Source organism: Bradyrhizobium algeriense, assembly GCF_036924595.1.
GTDB lineage: Bacteria > Pseudomonadota > Alphaproteobacteria > Rhizobiales > Xanthobacteraceae > Bradyrhizobium > Bradyrhizobium algeriense.
The window spans coordinates 6,759,906-6,777,740 of the sequence record NZ_JAZHRV010000001.1; the positions used below are offsets into that span (position 1 = coordinate 6,759,906).

Consider the following 17,835-nt stretch of genomic DNA (forward strand, 5'->3'; position numbering starts at 1 on the left):
TACCAGATAGAAGTCGAGACACAGAATGACCGCAGCCCTCCGTTTCGATCCGATCCGCCTGCCTAGCGAATGCGAGCAGTTGCGCAAGGAAGTGCGCGCCTTCCTCGCCGAAGAAATCGCCGCCGGCACCTTCGATCCGCACAAGCCGAACCGCGAGGACACCGACGTGCCGGAATTTTCCCGCAAGGTCGGCGCCCGCGGCTGGCTCGGCATGACCTGGCCGAAGAAATACGGCGGCCACGAGCGCTCGTTCCTCGAGCGTTATGTCGTGACCGAGGAAATGCGCGTGGCGAACGCGCCGACGCGACGCTTCTTCGTCGCCGACCGCCAGAGCGGCCCGGTGCTTTTGAAATACGCGCCCGAAAACATCAAGATGGACATCCTGCCGCGCATCTGCCGCGGTGAGGTATGTTTCGCGATCGGCATGAGCGAGCCGAATTCGGGCTCCGATCTGTTTGCGGCAAAAACCCGTGCGACAAAAACCGACGGCGGCTATCTGATCAACGGCACCAAGATCTGGACCTCCTCGGCCCACATCGCCGACTACATGATCGCGATCTTCCGGACGTCGCCGCCGACGAAGGAGAACCGCCGCCATGGCCTGACGCAGTTTCTGGTCAAGATGAAGCAGCCGGGCATCCAGGTGAACCCGATCGGCCAGATCACCGGGCAGTACGAATTCAACGAGGTGGTTTTCACGGACTTCTTCGTTCCCGACGATCATGTGCTCGGTGAAATCGACGGCGCCTGGAAGCAGGCGACCAGCGAACTCGCCTATGAACGGTCGGGTCCGGAACGTTTTCTCGAAACCTATTACGTGCTGACCGAACTGGTCCGCGCCGTCGGCACCAACCCGGATACCCGCAGCGCCGAAGGCATCGGGCGGCTGGTGGCGCAGGTGCACACCATGCGGCGGATGTCGGTCTCGGTCGCCGGCATGCTGCAGGCCGGCAAGGAGCCGGTGGTCGAGGCTTCCATCGTGAAAGACATCGGCACGGTGTGGGAGCAGCAATTGCCGCACCGCGTGCGCGATCTCGCCGCCTTTGTCGAGGAGACCGCTACCAACCGCGAGACGCTGGAAAAGCAGCTCGACTTCGCCATCAAGACCGCGCCCAAACTGACGATCCAGGGCGGCACCACCGAAGTGCTGCGCGGCATCATCGCGCGCGGGCTTGGTCTGCGCTGAGTGCGCTGGCTTGGTTTGCGCTAATTCAAGAAGGAAACCTTTATGACCAAATACATTGATATCGGCGTCGAGAAGCACGGCCATGTCGGCCTGATCGAAATCCGCAAGCCGCCCTTGAACTTCTTCGACGTCTCCCTGATCAACCAGATCGCGGATGCGCTGGAAGAGTTCGACAAGGACATCGAAATCCGCGCCTCGGTGCTGGCCGCGCAAGGCAAGGCGTTCTGCGCCGGCGCCGATTTTTCCGATCCGAGGCGGCAGGAGCAGGAAGCCAGCGCGCAAAAGGATCCGGCGGCGAACCTGCCGATCAACCATCTCTATGTGCAGGCCGTGCGCATCTTCCGCAACAAGAAGCCCGTCGTCGCCGCCATCCATGGCGCCGCCATCGGCGGCGGGCTTGGACTGGCGGTCTCAGCGGATTTCCGCGTCACCTGTCCTGAAGCGCGCTTCGCCGCCAATTTCACAAAACTCGGCTTTCATCCCGGCTTCGGCCTGACCGCGACGCTTCCCGAACTGGTCGGCAAGAACAACGCAGAACTGATCTTCTACACCAGCCGCCGCGTCACCGGCGAGGAAGCTACCCGGATGGGCCTCGCCAATCTCTGCGTGCCGCAGGATCAGGTGCGGGCTGAGGCGATGAAGCTCGCCGCCGAAATCGCCGAATGCTCGCCGCTCGGCCTGATCTCAACCCGCGCCACCATGCGCGCCGGCCTCGCCGACCGCGTATTGGCCGCCACCAACCACGAGTTGGTCGAGCAGACCAAGCTCCGCGCGACGGAGGACTTCAAGGAAGGCGTCAAGGCCACTGCCGAACGCCGGGTGGCGAATTTCAAGGGGCGGTAAGACCGCGCCGCTTGCGCCTCTTCCCTTCTCCCCTTGTGGGAGAAGGGAAGTGCGGCCCTCACGCCAGCAGGCCGAACGTCACCCCGCAAAGATCGAACGTATCGCCTGACACCTTGCAGCCCTTGGCCTTCGCCGCGTCGCGCACCTTGGCGACGTCGGCAACCCTGAACGTCAACCCGCTCATCAAATCGCTTGCGCCCTTGACGAAACGGAAGCCGGCATTGGGCAGTTTCAGTTCGGGCTCACCGTTTGCATTCTTGCTGACGGCAACACCCAAAATCTTCCCCCAATGCTCCGCCAGCCCTTGCGGATCCGGGCTCTGCATCTCGACTTCCGTCAGCGCCAGCGTCACATCCTTCCGAATCGACTTCTGCCAATCCGGCCCCGCCGGCGGGTACGGCCCCAGCACATCGTCGCTGCCATCGGTGTGGTTGAACTCGATGAACGCCGCACGGCAATCGCGCGGGTGCAGTTGCACGCCGTGATAGGGCGCGTGCGTGATTACGTTGGCGGTGCGCACGCCGATGCCATTGGCGTGCCTGCCGCGCGCATCGGGATCGTCGCAGCAGAAGATCGCCATGTAGCCGCCGCGGCCGCCGGTCTTGTCGAGAAAACGCCCTGCCGCGGTGCCCGGCTGGGTCGGCGCCACGACTTCCAGCAAAATGGTGTCGACCGGCAGCAGCGCATTCTCCAGCCCGTATTTGGCGACGTTACCGTCACGGTAACAAACGTTGAGGCCCATGATCGCGGAAATATCCGGGATCACCGGCGCCAGATGCGGCGCCACCAGGCAGATCTGCCGGAGCCTCAGATATTCAGCCATCTCAATGTCCCTGAAATACCGGCTTGCGCTTCTCGACAAAGGCTTTCGCCGCTTCCTTGTGATCGGCGGTGTCGCCGGAACGCGAGTGGTGGATCGCTTCGGCGTCGAAGCAGGCTTCCAGCGACATCGTCTCGGCGTTGTTGATGTTGCGCTTGATGTAGCCCAGCGTCACCGACGGCCCCTGCGCCAGCGACATCGCGAGATCATGCGCCTCGGCGTCGATATCGGCATCCGGCACCACTTTCGTCACCATGCCGAGATTATAGGCCTCCGTCGCGCTCAGCACCGGCGAGGTCAGATACAATTCGCGCGCTTTCGCACTGCCCAGCATCTGGGTCAGGAAATAGGTGCCGCCGTAGTCGCCTGACAGGCCGACCTTGGCAAACGCGGTCGTGATCTTGCAGGACCCGCTGGCGACGCGCAGGTCGCAGGACAGCGCGATCGAGAGGCCGGCGCCGGCGGCAGCACCATCGAGCTGCGCCACCACGGGCTTCGGCATCTGGTGCAGGATGCGCGACACTTCCATGCCGCGGCGCAGATTGGCCATCTTGGCCTCGAAGCCGAGCGACGCCCTGCCCTCCGCCATCGACTTGACGTCGCCGCCGACGCAGAACGTGCCGCCCGCGCCCTTGATCAGCACCGCGCGCACCTCGTGATCCTCCGCCGCGCGCCGCGCCGCCTCCACCAGCCCGCGCGTCATCTCCGGATTGAGCGCGTTGCGCCGGTCGGGACGGTTCATGGTGATGGTGAGCAAGCCCTGTTCGAGCTTCTGGAGGACCATTTCGTTTGCGCTCATGTGTTCGGTACTTTCTTGGTGGTTGGTTGGGATTGGATTCCGGCCTCACCCCGTCATTGCCTGCGACAAACGCGAAGCGTTTGCGCAAGGGAGCGAAGCGACGAAGCAATCCATCTTTCTTGATGCCGCGCGATGGATTGCTTCGCTTCGCTCGCAATGACGAGGAGACAGCAGCGCCTCTAATTTTACTTCTTCACCAGCGGACAGCGCGAGGCTTCCAGCGGCTGAAACGCCTCGCTGCCGGGGATCGTGGCCAGCAGCTTGTAATAGTCCCAGCGCGCCTTCGATTCAGACGGCTTCTTGACCTCGAATAGATACATGTCGTGCACCATGCGGCCATCCTCGCGAATCCGGCCGTTCCTGGCGAACATGTCGTTGACCGGCGTCTCCTTCATCACCTTCATGACCGCGGCCGCGTCCGTGGTGCCGGCGGCCTTCACGGCTTTCAGGTAATGGCCGACGGAAGAGTAGACGCTGGCCTGCGCCGCGGTCGGCGGCCGCTTGACGCGCTCCACGAAGCGCTTTGAGAACGCCCGGGTGTCGTCATTGAGATCCCAGTAGAACGCCTCCGCCAGCAACAGGCCCTGCGCCGTCTCCAAGCCCACGCTGTCGATGTCGGTCACGAAGGCGAGCAGCGGCGAGAGTTTCTGGCCGCCGCTCTTGGTCAGCCCGAATTCCGCCGCCTGCTTGATCGCGTTGATCGTGTCGCCGCCGGCATTCGCTAACCCCACGACCTTCGCCTTCGAACTCTGCGCCTGCAGCAGGAACGAGGAGAAGTCCGACGTGTTGAGCGGATGCTTGACGCCGCCGAGCACCTTGCCGCCGGCCTTCACCACCACATTGGTGGTGTCCTTTTCCAGGTCCTGGCCGAACGCATAGTCGGCGGTGAGGAAGAACCAGGTCTCAAAGCCTGACTTGACGGTGGCGAGCCCGGTGACGTTGGCCTGTCCAAACGTGTCGTAGGAATAATGCACGGTGTAGGGACCGCAGGCCTCGTTGCTCAGCCGGATCGAGGCGGGGCCGCTATACATCACGATCTTGTTGCGCGCTTTCGCAATCTCGCCGGCGGCCAAGGCAGTCGCAGACGCCGCCACGTCGTACAGCATCTCGACACCCTGGTTGTCGAGCATGTCGCGCGCGATGCTGGCGGCAAGGTCAGCCTTGTTTAGATGATCCGCCGCGACGACCTCGACCTTGCGTCCCAGCACCTCGCCGCCAAAGTCTTCCACCGCCATCTTCGCGGCGGTCTCGCTGCCGGGGCCGGTGATATCGGCGTAGAGCCCGGACATGTCGAGGATGCCGCCGAGCTTGAGCGGCGGCTTGCCTTGCGCCAATGCCACCGTCGCCGACAGCGCCAGTACCGCGGCGACAATGCCTGTTGTTGCTCTTTTCACGAAGGCCTCCCTGCTCACACGCCACATTGCCTGCGGCTTTGAAATTTGCTCGCCGCGATCATGCCGCATGGTATCATCAGCAGCAAGGCGCTGACGTTTTCCGCTAAACGGAATGACTAGCCGAGCGACTACGTACTGGCTCGACAGCAACGCTCACCAGTTGCCGGGCCGGGCCACTTGTCCACGCCTGAGCAAGCTTTCCGCTTCTTCGATTTCGGGCAGATCTCGCTGCGTGTCGAAATCAACAAGAGCTGGTGCGAGCACCTCTTGTATTGCCTCGGCTCGTCCATCTGCACAATAGAGGTGCGCAAGTCCGATCGCGCTGCGCAGTTCGAAAGTCTTCGTCTGCTGGATTCGGGCGATTTCCAGGGCGCGACGGAACGTGTCTTCGGCCATCGAAACATCAGGCGGATCGAGACGCAACAACAGCTCCCCCTGGCTGCGATGGAGTTCGGCATCGAGCCAATGCTGGCCGGATTGTTCTGTCGAGGCGATCAACTCCCGCAGGATTTCCAGCCCGGTCTCCGTTTGCCCCGCCTCCGCATTCGCCAAGGCAACCTGCATTCCCCAGAACGGTTCACAGAGGTAGCAGTCATTCTCGTGAAGCAGTGTCCAGCCCCGGCGCATTTCCGCCAGTCCACCCGTCCGGTCGCCGGCGCGCCACTGTGCCAGGCCGTTCAGGTAGCTGCCAGCAGCCACATACAGCGGCATCGTATGCTCACGCGCGAGGCCAAGCGCGAGGATCGTCTCCGTTTCCTGCAACATGCCCCCGCATAGTCCGTCGAAGACCGCCTTGTGAACGAGTGCATTGGCTTGAGAAAGCGCTGGCTTGTCTCCGGTGGCGCGCACCGCTTCGGCGGCGAGCCGGCGCGATCGATCAATTTTCCCGAGCGGCCAAAGCACCAGCGCAAGAAACCTCATGATGACGAAAGGCAGGTCCAGTGCCGACGCCCTGAAGGTCGCCGGGTTGCGTTCGGCCTCATAGGTCGCGAGCGCTCGCTCAAGATGCAGTTGCGCGTTCAGGTAATCGCCCCCGAACCAGGAGGTTACGCCGGTCGTACAATGTGCGACGACTGCAGCCACCGGCGACTCCGGCCGCTGCCTGGCGACGCCCATGATGGCCTCCGTCAACTCCCGCATCGGCGCGATCTCGCCATGGGTCAGGCAGGCATTGAACAGGCCCGAATGGATCGGCGCCAGTTCGACCGGGTCGTCGATGTCGGCGGCGAACTGTCGGGCGCGCTTCCATGCGGCCACCGTTTCGGGGGCGCTGTGACCAAGGCTGCCCCGCAGGGCGCGGCCATAGGCGATTTGAAGCTGCAGCCGGTTCATGGTCCGGCCCGGCTCATCGGGCAGCGCATCGGCGATGGCGACCGCCTTGCCGAGATGTGCGATGGCCTCGGTATAGGCTGAGCGTTTCAATGCCTGCTGCCCGGCCTTGCGCCACCATTCGAGGGCTACACCGCTCAACCCCGCTTCAGTGAAGTGATACGCCAGGACTTCCGGCTCGGTCTCGGCGATGATTGGAAACCTGTCGCGCAGAACGTCGCCGATGTGTTGATGCAGCAGTTGCCGCCGGCTCTTGAGCAGGCTCTCGTAAGCCGTTTCCTGAACGAGTGCATGCTTGAAGCTATAAGTCGCTTCCGGCGGCGTCCCGCGCCGTAACAGCAGTTCGGCTTCCTCGAGTTGCGCCAGCGCAGCGCTCAGCGTCTGGTCATCGCGCCCCGCCACGGATCGCAGCAACGTATATGAGAAGTCGCGGCCAATGGCGGCGCCGATCTGCGCCACCTCCTTGACCGGCGCCAGCCGGTCAAGCCGCGCCATCAGCGAGTCCTGCAGGGTCGCGGGAATGGCGAGCGGCGGCAGCGGACTATCGAGGCGGTAGCGCCCGGCATGTTCCACGAGCAATCCCGACTCCAGCACCATCTTGGTCAGTTCTTCCACGAACAGCGGGATGCCGTCCGTCTTGTCGATGATCTGGGTCATCATCTCGCCCGGCAGCTTCCGGCCGACGGTCACCTGCTCGATCAGAGCGCGCGTGTCCTGCCGGTCAAGCCGATCGAGCCGCAGCAGGCTGACATTGGCGAGACCCACCCAGGGCGGCTCGAACTCGGGCCGGAATGTCGCGAGCGCGAGTACCGGCAGTCGCCTCATCCGATCGACCGCGAGGTCGAACAGCTCGAGCGTCGTGGCATCCGCCCAGTGCATGTCCTCGCAGACAAACAGCAGCGGCTGTTGCCGTGCCAGGCCTTCAAACTGGTCGAGAAGGGCAGCGAAAGTCTGTCGCCGCTGCTGCACGGGATTCAAGCCTAGCGGCGGATACCGATCGCCGGTCGGGATCGACAGCAGCGCGGCAATGAGCGGCGCCGTGTTGGCCACCTGTTGCGTTCCAAGCGCAAGCATTGCCTCGAGCTTGTCGAGTTTCCGCTCAGGGCTATCCTGTAGCTCGATGCCGGCGGCGCGCTCAAGCTGGGCGATAAAGGGATGAAGCGCACTGTTGGCGTGATAGGGCGAGCACTGATACCGCAGCCGGCGCGGCGACCCCAACGCAGGGCTCTCGGATAGCGCTGCCACCAGGCGCGACTTGCCGATCCCGGCCTCACCGGAAATCAGCACCACCTGACCTTCGCCCTGCCATGCCCGTTGCTGGCGCGAGAGCACGAATCCGATCTCTGCCTTGCGGCCGACAAAGCCGATGGACCGCGCCGTACGCACCGCCTCGAAGCGGCTCTCCGATGCAGCTCCACCTTCGACCGCCCAGACCGCGATGGGATCGGAGATGCCCTTGACCTCGCGGCGGCCGAGATTTCGAAACGTGAAGAGATCGCCAAGCAATGCGCGCGTCGAAGCCGCAACGACGACCGCTCCCGGCTCTGCCAGGCCCTGCAGCCGGGCGGCGATGTTCGGTGCATCGCCGACCATTGCCTGCTGCTCTGACGCGCCGCCGCTGATGAGGTCGCCTACCACCACCAGCCCGGTCGCAATCGCTATCCGCACCTCGACCCGTTCCGCGCGCGTTTCGAGCGGTCCTACTGCGGCGATGATGTCGAGCCCCGCTCGCACTGCGCGCTCCGCGTCATCCTCGTGCGCGCGGGGATAGCCAAAATAAGCAAGTATGCCGTCGCCCACAAACCTGGCGATAATGCCGTCGTAAGTTGCAATCGCCCCCGCGCAGGCGGCCCGATAGGCGCCGATCACCTCCCACATGTCCTCGGGATCAAGGCGAGCCGAGAGCGCGGTCGAGCCCACAAGATCACAGAACATGACGGTGAGGTGGCGTCGCTCGGCATCGTGCCGATGAACCTGCGCGGCGACCAATTCTGTCTGACTGAGTTCGGCGATCGCGCGCAACATCTTGCGTCGATGGCCGAGCAGGACACCGAGCCTGTCGAGGTCCTGGTCCGTCAGTTCGGGAAGGACACCAAGATCAATCCCGTTCTCGGCAAAACGCAGCGCGTATTGCCCCATGCCGAGATTCTCGAGCCAGTCTGAAATCTGCTGCATGGGATCCACCGGATGTGTGGTTGACAGCAGGCCGAATGGGCCACGGCGAAGAAAAACCTATCCCAATGTCCTGGCGATGGCACGCCTTGATGCAGCAATTCGGCGGCGGCTAGTCCTTTATTTCCTGCGAAGCGGTGCTCGGCTACAGTGCTCACTACCAAGCAGCGCATGACATGATGCCGACAACTGGATTTTGGTGCGCGCGCGATTTGCAGCAAGCAGCATTGTACAACCAGCGCGCAGGACGGAGTATGCCAATACATTCACGCGGCAGTTCGTAGGACCTCCTAGCTTTCGTCAAGGAGCTGGGCGTCCTTGAATGACGAGCGTAGCGCCGTGCTCGCCGCCGTCCAGGACGCTCCGCGCCGGCTACGCCGGTGCCGATGGCATCCTGGACAGCGTCTGCGCGCGTCGCTGTCGGGTTCGGCAGGTCGGGACGAAGGAATGGTCGCAAGCGGCCGAACCAAGGAATGAGGCTTACTGTTTGACGGAGATCTGCGAACTCCCGCGGTTGGCATCATACAGGGTCCGGCTCTTGAGGGTCGAGCATAGAGCCGAGAGCAGGCGATCGCCCACGCTACGCAACGCACGTGCATGGCCGTGGCCGCGCTGCCGCAAGGCATCATAGCGGCGCCGCGCGGCAGCATCGTGCTGGATGGCAACGCGCGACCAATGATGAACGGCGGTCTGCAGCCTCCTGTTGCAGGCGTGGCGGCGGATCACGAAGCGTTGTTTGCCGCTTTGCCGCGTCACCGGAGCAACCCCTGCCAGCGCACGCAAGGCGTGATAATCTCGGGCCTGCAGCGGCTGCGCTGCCTCGGTGAGCAGTGTGGCGAGAACAATCCTGCCGATTCCCGGCCAGGAGCGAAGGATTGCCACGTCACACTGCTCACGGCTCTGCCCCGACGGGCTCTCCTCGTCCGGTGCCGCGAGCCCGGCGCAGAGGCCGTCCAGGGCGTTGTGGGCTTCCTTGATCTGCTGATTGACCAGGTGCATGCGCGCCGCGAGACTGCGGATATGCACGCAAGCGGCCTCCGTCGTGCCTGGGGCGACGAACAAGGCCGTCTTGCGCAAGGTCTGCAGCACGGTGGCGGCATCGAGACGCCGGATGCGGTGGTCCTTGAGGATGCGCGCAACCGTCTTCTCCGTTACCTTCGCGGCGGCGGCGGGGGTCGGCACCTTTTGCCACAGCGCCAGGAACCAGTCGTCCCCGACATCATCGGCTAGTTCGGTCGCCTGCGGATAGTAGCGCCACAGCTGCTGACGCAGACGATTGGCCAGACGCGTCCGTTCCTGCTGCAACTCGTCCACGAGGCGCGACCACTCGCGCAGCTCGATCACCACCGGATTGTCGATCGCAAGCTGCCGGAAGGCTTTCCGATCGGTACGCAGTGAGTCTCCAAGGACAAGGGCGTCTCGGCTGTCATCCTTGGCGCCTGCGACTGTGAAGCGATCGCGGAAACGATCGAGCTGCTTGGGATTGATGGCAAAGACCACAAACCCGTGCTCGAGCAGCATCTCCACCACGGGACCATGCGGCATCTCGATCGCGACGGCGATCTGCCCCGGCGCAGCCCCGGTCTTCTGCAGCAACCAATCTCGCAGTTCCATCAGTCCGGCTCCGCCATGGGCGAACTCCCGCTCGCCCATGCGTCCTCCTTCGCTATCAAGCAGGCAAACGCGGTGGCTCTGTGTTGCCCAATCGATCCCGACAAACCAACGCACATCCTCAACCATTACTGGACCTCCTCGCTTCTCAAAGCGGGCCCACTGCGATCCCGATCGATCCCTGTACTGGCGCTCTTGGCGCAAACCTCCTAGTGGATATTGATCGCAGCCGCTCCACCGGGGCGCAGGTCCTACGAAGGTGGCTCATAGCACGGGTGGGTCAGGCAGCTCCCGGCAGATCGGCCCGTGCAGCCAGTCTACATCAACGACTGGTGCCGAACGCCAGAAGGGTACAGGATGGGTAGAGCGTAGCGAAACCCATCAATCATTGCGCGGAGGCGCGATGGGTTCGCTTCGCTCTACCCATCCTACGGCACTGCGCTTCGCTACCCCAACAACCCCTTCCCCGGCACATGATTGAGCTCCAGCCGGATGCCGTCGGGATCCTCGAACAAAATCGAATAGTAGCCCGGCGCCCACTGATCCTCGCGCGGCGCGGATGATTCTTTGCGCCAAGCGTCGTCAGAAAGCCGTGCAGTTCATCGATGTCGGCGCGTTCACGGGCACGGAAGCAGAGATGATGCAAGCCGACACGCTTCTGCTCGAATGCCGCGCCTTCATGCTCGGCTGACGGCGCGCTGATGCCGACCGCGGTCCGGCCGCCGACGCAGTAGTAGGTCGTCTCGGTGTCGATCACCGGCGTCGGCCCGAGAAACGGCAGCAGCTTGCGATAAAAATCGCGGGAGCGTTCATAATTCGAGGCGGTGAGGAAAATATGTGCGATGCCGTTGACTTCCATTGTCTCTCCCCGCGTGGCAATCTCAGGTAGTGATGCCGTTGCCGGCGACCATACAGGAACAAGCGGGACGAAGAGCAGCGGTATGACCCCTCCGGCATTGCGTAACAGCGCTGCGTTCCCGGCATTGGCCGCGTCACTTCTCGTGCTGGCGACCGCCGGACCGGCCGGCGCCGCCGGTTGCCTGCTTGAGCCGCAGGGCGAAGGCCGGGTCGCCACCGTGATTGATGCGCGCAGCCTTCGCCTCGAAGACGGCCGCGAGGTCCGTCTCGCCGGCATCGAGCGTGGTGGAACCGACAGGGTCAGCGGCAGGGCCGCATTGTCCGCCATCGCCGGCGGCCGCGAGGTGACGCTGCATGGCGACGACGACACGCCGGATCGCTACGGCCGCCAGGGCGCCTTTGTGTTCGTGGCCGGCTCGGAACACTCGGTGCAAAGCGAGCTGCTGCGCCGCGGCGAGGCGTTGGTTTCGAGTGACACATCCGAAAAAAATTGCGCTGCAACACTGGCCGCTGCCGAGAACGCGGCGCGGGATGCCAAATTGGGCATGTGGGCTGAAACCACGGCCATAAAAAACGCGGAAAGTTCGGGCGATATTCTGTCCGCGATTGGGCACTTTTCGGTAGTCGAGGGCAGAGTTCTGTCCGTTCGGCAGGCGGGGGCGATTACCTACCTGAATTTCGGGCGGAACTGGACACGGGACTTCGCTGCGACTATTTCAAGGCGGATCATACCGGCGTTCGAGAGCGCCAACCTTGGACCTAAGTCGCTCGAAAATCGACGGATTCGTGTCCGCGGCATTGTCTCGTCGCGGGGAGGACCACGGATCGAGCTGTTCCGGGTGGGGCAGGTTGAGGTGCTGGGCGGGAAATAACGCATGATCCGAAGGCTGGGCACCGGTTTTCGTTTGGATCAGGCGCAAAACAGGGATGAGATCGACGATCCTGGTCGGATCGTGGGTCCAGTGGCTGATTTGACGCATCGTGGAAAACGGCGCGAAGGAAACTCGGGCTGCCGCCTCTTGGCTGCGCCGGCGCTGTTGTGCGCCGCGCTCACGGTTGCCTCCTGTGGAAATCTCGGAAAACTCGAGACCGCGGCGCCGACGGTAGCGGCGCCCAAGCCGAGCCGCGTCGTCGCGCAAACGCCGGCGAGCGAGCGCGAACATGAGCGCATTCTCGCCTCCTATGGCGGCGCCTATGACGATCCGAAACTCGCGACCCTGATCGGCAAGACGGTCGACCGGCTGGTCGCGGCCTCCGACCGTCCCGAGCAGGCCTACCGGGTGACCATCCTCAATTCCGGGGCCGTGAACGCCTTCGCGCTGCCGACCGGCCAGCTCTATGTGACGCGCGGGCTGGTGGCGCTCGCCAGCGATACCTCCGAACTGTCCTCGGTGCTGAGCCACGAGATGGCGCATGTCATCGCAAAGCACGCCTCGATCCGGGAAGACCAGGCGCGGCAGGCTGCGGTCGTGACCCGTGTCGTCACCGACATGAGCAACGACCCCGATCTGACGGCGCTGGCGCTGGCGAAAACGAAACTGACGATGGCGAGCTTCTCTCGCGCGCAGGAATTCGAGGCCGACGGCATCGGCGTCGGCATTGCGGCCCGTGCCCGTTTCGATCCCTATGGCGCGGCACGCTTCCTCGCCGCGATGGAACGCAATGCGGCGATGAAGGCTGGCAAGACCTCGCTGGATCCCCGCGCGCAGGACTTCCTGTCCTCGCATCCGGCAACCCCCGAGCGCGTGCAGAACGCGCAGGCCAGCGCCCGGCAATACACCTCGCCGCAGAACGCCGAGCGCGACCGCGAGACCTATCTCGCCGCGATCGACAACCTCGTCTACGGCGAGGATCCCAGCGAAGGTTTCGTGCGCGGCCGGCGCTTCCTGCATCCCAAGCTCGGCTTCACCTTCGCTGCGCCCGATACGTTTACGCTGGATAACACCGCGCAGGCCGTTATCGGGGTGCGCGAAGGCGGCACGCAGGCGATGCGCTTCGACGTGGTGCGCGTGCCGGCCGAACAGTCGCTTGCCGATTATCTCAATTCCGGCTGGATGGAAGGCGTCGACAAGGGCTCGACCGAAGACCTCATGATCAACGGTTTCCCGGTGGCTTCGGCTTCCGCGAACGGCGATCAATGGCAGTTCAAGGTCTTTGCGCTGCGCTACGGCAGCGATGTCTACCGCTTCATCTTCGCCGCCAAGCAGCGCAACACCGAGAGCGAGCGCAATGCGCGCGAGACGGTGAATTCTTTCCGCCGCCTGACGCTCGAAGAAATCCAGGCCGCGCGCCCCCTGCGCATCAAGGTCATCACCGTGCAGCCCGGCGATACCGTCGAATCCCTCTCCCACCGCATGACCGGCGTCGACCGCCCGACCGAACGCTTCCGCATCCTCAACGGCCTCGACCAGCACGCCCAGGTCAAGCCAAGGGATCGCGTGAAGATCGTGGTGGATTGAGGCGCGGGCACTCCGACAGAACGTAGCCCGGTGGCTCATCCGGGCTACGCATCTAAAGAAGCGAACATCAAATTCGCTACGGCCTCACCTACTCGCTGCTTACACGCGCTCGCCACCGCGCCTCAAACGTATTGTCGGCGTCGACCATTCGCGCCTGTGCATCCATGGGGTCGCTACGTCTCTCTGCGGCGACAACCACGGGCGTAGCAGCGACAACGACGGGCCTCACATCGACCTTGGCTTGCGCGGGCGCCACAGCGGCCCACCGCAATGAGGATTTCGGGATCACGGCCTTGCCGGCGTACCAGCATTTTCGTCCGTCGATGAGGCGCCAGGACCAATGCCCTCGTGCATTTGACGCCGGCTTGACGCTGCATTCTTTGATCTGCGCTTTCGCCTGCACAGTCGGCATGCCGATCGGCGCGAGAGCAGCAATGCAAGCGGCGAAAAAGACCAGCGGAATTTGAGTCTTCATCGAACACCCCTGCGGTTCAATTGGATGTGAAATGCCAGACTCACTTTTAAATTTGGTCACAAGAGGCCGGAAATCTGACCACATTCCGAGAGAACGGCGGCGCGACAGGTTGAGGCGAAAGTTCCCGACCACTGCTGACGCAAGCGACTTGTCCGCCGCGGCACGCATGCGCGAAGTCGAAGACAATCCGGGCAGGTGAGCAAACCAGCATTCACATCGGCATTGTCAGGTCGCCGTCAGCCTCGGGTTCCAATTGCCCTGCCTCAAGTAGAGCGATAGCCAACAGCGAGATCGCGTCGAGTTCCATCGCGGAACCGGAAGTCGGCCCGCCTTTACTGCAAATGTACTCCGCAAAAATGACCGGAACGGATCGCGGGCTCAAACGTCGGCTTCCCAACAAAAAAGGAATCGCGGCAAAGGGATTGCAGCATGGAAAACTTTCTTCTTTTCATATTGTCGAGCAGTTGCTGCGTGCTGGTCGCGAGCGTCACGCTCCTGTTGCGGCCATTGGTGGGCCTGCCCTGACTTCGGCGGAACCGGCTCGTCCGCGCAAGCGGCGGCAGATATCGCGCGCCGTTCCTTGAAGTGACCGAAGTTAAACTTGTCTAGACTGGGCGGCAGCCTCGCCAATCTTGCGCAACCACAACTCAAACCCACGTTCGGCGGGTTCCACACGCTGTTCGGCAAGCAAGGCGAAGCCGTCGAGTGCTTTGAGAAGCTCGTCGCGTTCATAGTAGGCGTAGAAGCGTCTACCTTGAAGAAGGGCTCTGGCCTCTGCGCCTCCAGGGTAGCGAGGCCCGAGAATCTCTTCATAACGTTCGCCTTGTCCCTCTTTCATGCTCACGTACAGCACCCCAGCTTTTGACAACAAAGATCTGCACGTCGTTACGCACCGCACGAACTCTGCTTTGGTGAGATGGTACAAGCAGCCACTGGCCCATATGCCGTCGAACGGCCCGCGAAGGTTCGCCATATCGCGGAAATCGAGCTTGAGATAAGTCCCCGAAGGATCTCGTTCTCGTGCAATTCGCAGCATAGCGTCGGACAGGTCGAATGAAGTGACCTGTAAGGCCAGGGATGCCAGGAACCGTGAGTCACGGCCATCCCCACAGCCTGGGACGACAACATGGGCTCCCGGCAGAAAGGCCGCGAAACGCCGCATTGATTCTTCCTTCCAGGCGCGAAGCCCAGGCGTCGCAGTCACGTGGTAGTGCTCAGCGATTCTGTTGTACGTCTCCATGTTCTGCGTCACGTGGTCAACGGCGGTCTCTTTGCTCACATGCTCACCCACAGGATATGACTTGGATCTCAGCCATTATAGTTGCTCCTCAGACAATCGTCGCGGGCTGGCACGGTGTCTGTCGGCAGCAGCTATTTGGTCGATGTGCATGGCCGGATGATCCGCATGTGTACCCCGCGGCGGCCCCGGCTAAGTTACATTGGACGGATGGCTGACTGCGCTTATGCAGCGTGGACGGCGTTCTGAAGAAGCCAGGTTCCACGGCCAGAGGTCGTGAACGCGCTTGAGGGGGGATCCAGCAGGCGAGCCAGCACGTCAGCGAGCCAAGTCTGTGGATTGATGTCGTTGAGCTTGGCTGTGGCGATAGGGGTGTACATGATTGCGGCGCGGCGGCCGCCCTCGTCGGAGCCAGCGCCGCAACTTGGCGCGGCGCCTGCAAGCCCTCCACGACAATCTTGAGCTTCTCATCTCCGGACCAGCGACGCCGCCGAACATCTCGACCGCCTCAGGCCGCCCGACTTGGGCACTGCGCTTATCACCGTCCATAAGGACAGTTCTCAATACCGTGCCTTACCTGCGAGGCGGCCTCCACCGATTGGATGTGTTGAGAGCCCGCCCCTCCCGCGGTTTCTCCCGCAACGCAAACAAAAAGCCCGGTCTTTCGACCGGGCTTTTATCTCAATCCGTCGAACCCTTTCAGGCGGCTTCGTCCGCTACGGCAGCGTCGTCGCCGTCAGCCTCGACATCGGCCTCGTCGGCTTCGCCGTCAGCCTCGGTCGCTTCAGCCTTGGCGCCGCGGCGCGGGCTCTTGGCGAGCTGGCTTTCGATTTCCTTCACCGCTTCGGTCTCCGTCGAATGCTGGACGACGGCGATTTCGCGCGACAGGCGATCGAGGGCTGCTTCATACAGCTGGCGTTCGCTGTAGGACTGCTCGGGCTGCGATTCCGAACGGTAGAGATCGCGGACCACTTCGGCGATCGCGACGATGTCGCCCGAATTGATCTTCGCTTCGTATTCCTGCGCCCGGCGCGACCACATGGTCCGCTTGACGCGCGCACGGCCCTTGAGCGTCTCCAGCGCCTTCTTGACCAGCGCCGGCTCGGACAGCTTGCGCATGCCGACATTGGCGACCTTGGCGGTCGGCACGCGGAGCGTCATCTTGTCCTTCATGAAATTGATCACGAACAGCTCGAGCTTGGCGCCCGCGATCTCCTGCTCCTCGATGGCCAGGATCTGGCCGACGCCGTGGGCGGGATAGACCACGAATTCATTGGCCTTGAAGCCCTGACGCTGGGTCACGACCTTCTTCGGCTCCTCGACGCGCGGCGCGGCGGCGGCAGCCGGCTTGGCGGGAGCCTTCGGCGCAGCAATGGCGGCCTTCGGGGGCGCAGCCTTCACAGGGGTCTTCACAGGAGCTTTGGCAGCAACTTTGGACGCAGGGGTCTTCGAACCCGCCGCTTTCGCGACAGTCTTGGCAGTCTTTTCTGGCATTGCGCTTCTTTTGTTCTTTGAGGACTTTGTGGCCGCAACCTTCCTTGCGACCTTTACAGTCGCCTTGGCACGGCCTTTGGTTGCGCTGCGGCTGGCCGGAGCGGCTTTTTTCGTGGTCTTGGAAGCACTCTTTTTACGCGTTTTCTGTGACACAGCCTGCGCGCGGAACTGCCACGCCCCTGTTCGATGTTTTACGGGAACCCACCGGGGCCACAAGCTACACATGGCCAGGATCGGCTTGTAATGTGCCCAATATAGCACATTTTCCGCAAAAATCAATGATTTACGCCGGGTTCCGGGCCTTTACGGGGCCGTATCCGCCATAAGTCCAATAACAGGGTTAAATCAGCAACGCTGGTTCGGTTCAGATTGGGGGCGAAAACAGGCTCAACGAGCCCTTAACTTATCCACAGCCTAGTCGCCGCTACCGGGTTCCTTGGAAAAATATTTCTCGAACTTGCCCTCCACACCCTCGAATTCTTTCGCGTCCGTCGGCGCTTCCTTCTTCTGGGTGATGTTGGGCCAGCTCTTGGCGTACTCGGTGTTGACCTCGAGCCACTTCTCCAGACCGGGCTCGGTGTCCGGCTTGATGGCGTCGGCGGGACATTCGGGTTCGCAGACGCCGCAGTCGATGCATTCGTCGGGATGGATGACCAGCATGTTCTCGCCCTCGTAGAAGCAGTCGACGGGGCAGACCTCAACGCAGTCGGTATATTTGCATTTGATGCAGGCTTCAGTGACGACGTAAGTCATCCAGGGCTCCGAACAAGGCTCCGAAACGGATCAGTTTTCCGGGGTTTGCGTAGCGCATGCGGTCCGCTGCCGCAAGGGAAGCGGCGTGCTTCAAACCGCCGTTTTCAGGCCTCGCCGCCAGCTCTGTGCACATAGTCACTCTTTGTCATTCTGCAAATCATCGTAGAGCACGCGCGCGGCCGTAGCATCGCCGCGCCGCTCGGAAAATCCGGCCACCTTGAGAACGCGCACGGTGCGATCGAGCGCGATGGTGAGCACGTCGCCGAGCTTAACGGAATGTCCCGGCGCCTTCTCACGCACGCCGTTGATGCGGACGTGACCGGCTTCGACGAGCGCGGCAGCGGAGGTGCGGGCCTTCACCACCCGCGCGTGCCACAGCCACTTATCGAGACGCTGCCGCTCCAA

The 17,835-nt window shown here is 62.9% G+C and carries 16 protein-coding genes and 1 pseudogene; 5 read left to right on the forward strand and 12 right to left on the reverse strand.

Annotation, left to right across the window (positions count from 1 at the left end; all coding sequences use genetic code 11):
- Window positions 1-25 precede the first annotated feature (25 nt).
- Both V1286_RS32595 and V1286_RS32600 read left to right on the forward strand, forming a co-directional pair.
- Entirely contained in the window at window positions 26-1,186 is a 1,161-nt protein-coding gene (locus tag V1286_RS32595; RefSeq protein ID WP_108512442.1) for an acyl-CoA dehydrogenase family protein, read from the forward strand.
- Between the two features lie 42 nt (window positions 1,187-1,228).
- A complete protein-coding gene (locus V1286_RS32600; RefSeq protein WP_334486884.1) occupies window positions 1,229-2,029 on the forward strand; it encodes an enoyl-CoA hydratase/isomerase family protein in 801 nt (266 codons plus the stop codon).
- Between the two features lie 58 nt (window positions 2,030-2,087).
- Here V1286_RS32600 and V1286_RS32605 read toward each other — a convergent pair whose 3' ends face one another.
- The 6 genes from V1286_RS32605 to V1286_RS32630 form a co-directional block, all read right to left on the reverse strand.
- Window positions 2,088-2,852 carry a VOC family protein gene (locus V1286_RS32605; RefSeq protein WP_334486886.1) on the reverse strand — a complete coding sequence of 255 codons (765 nt, stop codon included), beginning with the start codon at window positions 2,850-2,852 and terminating at the stop codon, window positions 2,088-2,090.
- 1 nt (window position 2,853) lies between these two features.
- Entirely contained in the window at window positions 2,854-3,648 is a 795-nt protein-coding gene (locus V1286_RS32610) for an enoyl-CoA hydratase (RefSeq protein WP_334486889.1), read from the reverse strand.
- A gap of 185 nt (window positions 3,649-3,833) precedes the next feature.
- Window positions 3,834-5,042 carry an ABC transporter substrate-binding protein gene (locus V1286_RS32615; RefSeq protein ID WP_334486891.1) on the reverse strand — a complete coding sequence of 403 codons (1,209 nt, stop codon included), beginning with the start codon at window positions 5,040-5,042 and terminating at the stop codon, window positions 3,834-3,836.
- A 153-nt stretch (window positions 5,043-5,195) separates the two neighbouring features.
- The gene (locus V1286_RS32620) at window positions 5,196-8,546 is read right to left on the reverse strand and encodes an AAA family ATPase (RefSeq protein WP_334486894.1); all 3,351 of its coding nucleotides are present in this window, start codon (window positions 8,544-8,546) and stop codon (window positions 5,196-5,198) included.
- A 477-nt stretch (window positions 8,547-9,023) separates the two neighbouring features.
- Entirely contained in the window at window positions 9,024-10,283 is a 1,260-nt protein-coding gene (locus V1286_RS32625) for an IS110 family RNA-guided transposase (RefSeq protein WP_334477947.1), read from the reverse strand.
- 256 nt (window positions 10,284-10,539) lie between these two features.
- On the reverse strand, window positions 10,540-11,013 hold the full coding sequence (locus tag V1286_RS32630) for a VOC family protein (protein WP_334486897.1): 474 nt from the start codon (window positions 11,011-11,013) through the stop codon (window positions 10,540-10,542).
- 82 nt (window positions 11,014-11,095) lie between these two features.
- On the opposite strand from V1286_RS32630, the gene V1286_RS32635 reads away from it, so the two are divergent.
- Window positions 11,096-11,884, forward strand: a complete 789-nt coding sequence (locus V1286_RS32635; RefSeq protein WP_334486899.1) for a thermonuclease family protein — start codon at window positions 11,096-11,098, stop codon at window positions 11,882-11,884.
- A 3-nt stretch (window positions 11,885-11,887) separates the two neighbouring features.
- Window positions 11,888-13,471: a M48 family metalloprotease gene (locus tag V1286_RS32640; RefSeq protein WP_334486902.1), complete on the forward strand. Its 1,584-nt coding sequence runs from the start codon at window positions 11,888-11,890 to the stop codon at window positions 13,469-13,471.
- An 88-nt stretch (window positions 13,472-13,559) separates the two neighbouring features.
- On the opposite strand, the gene V1286_RS32645 is transcribed toward V1286_RS32640, so the two are convergent.
- Complete coding sequence (locus V1286_RS32645; RefSeq protein ID WP_334486904.1) at window positions 13,560-13,946, reverse strand: hypothetical protein; 387 nt, start codon at window positions 13,944-13,946, stop codon at window positions 13,560-13,562.
- A 356-nt stretch (window positions 13,947-14,302) separates the two neighbouring features.
- Here V1286_RS32645 and V1286_RS32650 point away from each other — a divergent pair, with 356 nt between their 5' ends.
- Complete coding sequence (locus V1286_RS32650) at window positions 14,303-14,530, forward strand: hypothetical protein (protein WP_334486905.1); 228 nt, start codon at window positions 14,303-14,305, stop codon at window positions 14,528-14,530.
- Window positions 14,531-14,541: 11 nt separating this feature from the next.
- On the opposite strand, the gene V1286_RS32655 is transcribed toward V1286_RS32650, so the two are convergent.
- The 5 genes and pseudogenes from V1286_RS32655 to V1286_RS32675 all read right to left on the reverse strand — a co-directional run bounded on the left by V1286_RS32655 (window position 14,542) and on the right by V1286_RS32675 (window position 17,835).
- Window positions 14,542-15,225 (reverse strand): class I SAM-dependent methyltransferase, encoded by a 684-nt coding sequence (locus V1286_RS32655; protein WP_334486908.1) that lies wholly within the window; start codon window positions 15,223-15,225, stop codon window positions 14,542-14,544.
- A 150-nt stretch (window positions 15,226-15,375) separates the two neighbouring features.
- Window positions 15,376-15,635, reverse strand: a pseudogene (locus tag V1286_RS32660) (transposase domain-containing protein); the annotation flags it as partial.
- 247 nt (window positions 15,636-15,882) lie between these two features.
- A complete protein-coding gene (locus tag V1286_RS32665) occupies window positions 15,883-16,584 on the reverse strand; it encodes a CarD family transcriptional regulator (RefSeq protein WP_334486910.1) in 702 nt (233 codons plus the stop codon).
- 507 nt (window positions 16,585-17,091) lie between these two features.
- Window positions 17,092-17,430, reverse strand: a complete 339-nt coding sequence (gene fdxA / locus V1286_RS32670) for a ferredoxin FdxA (RefSeq protein ID WP_108512449.1) — start codon at window positions 17,428-17,430, stop codon at window positions 17,092-17,094.
- A 135-nt stretch (window positions 17,431-17,565) separates the two neighbouring features.
- Window positions 17,566-17,835, reverse strand: a complete 270-nt coding sequence (locus tag V1286_RS32675) for an RNA-binding S4 domain-containing protein (RefSeq protein ID WP_334486912.1) — start codon at window positions 17,833-17,835, stop codon at window positions 17,566-17,568.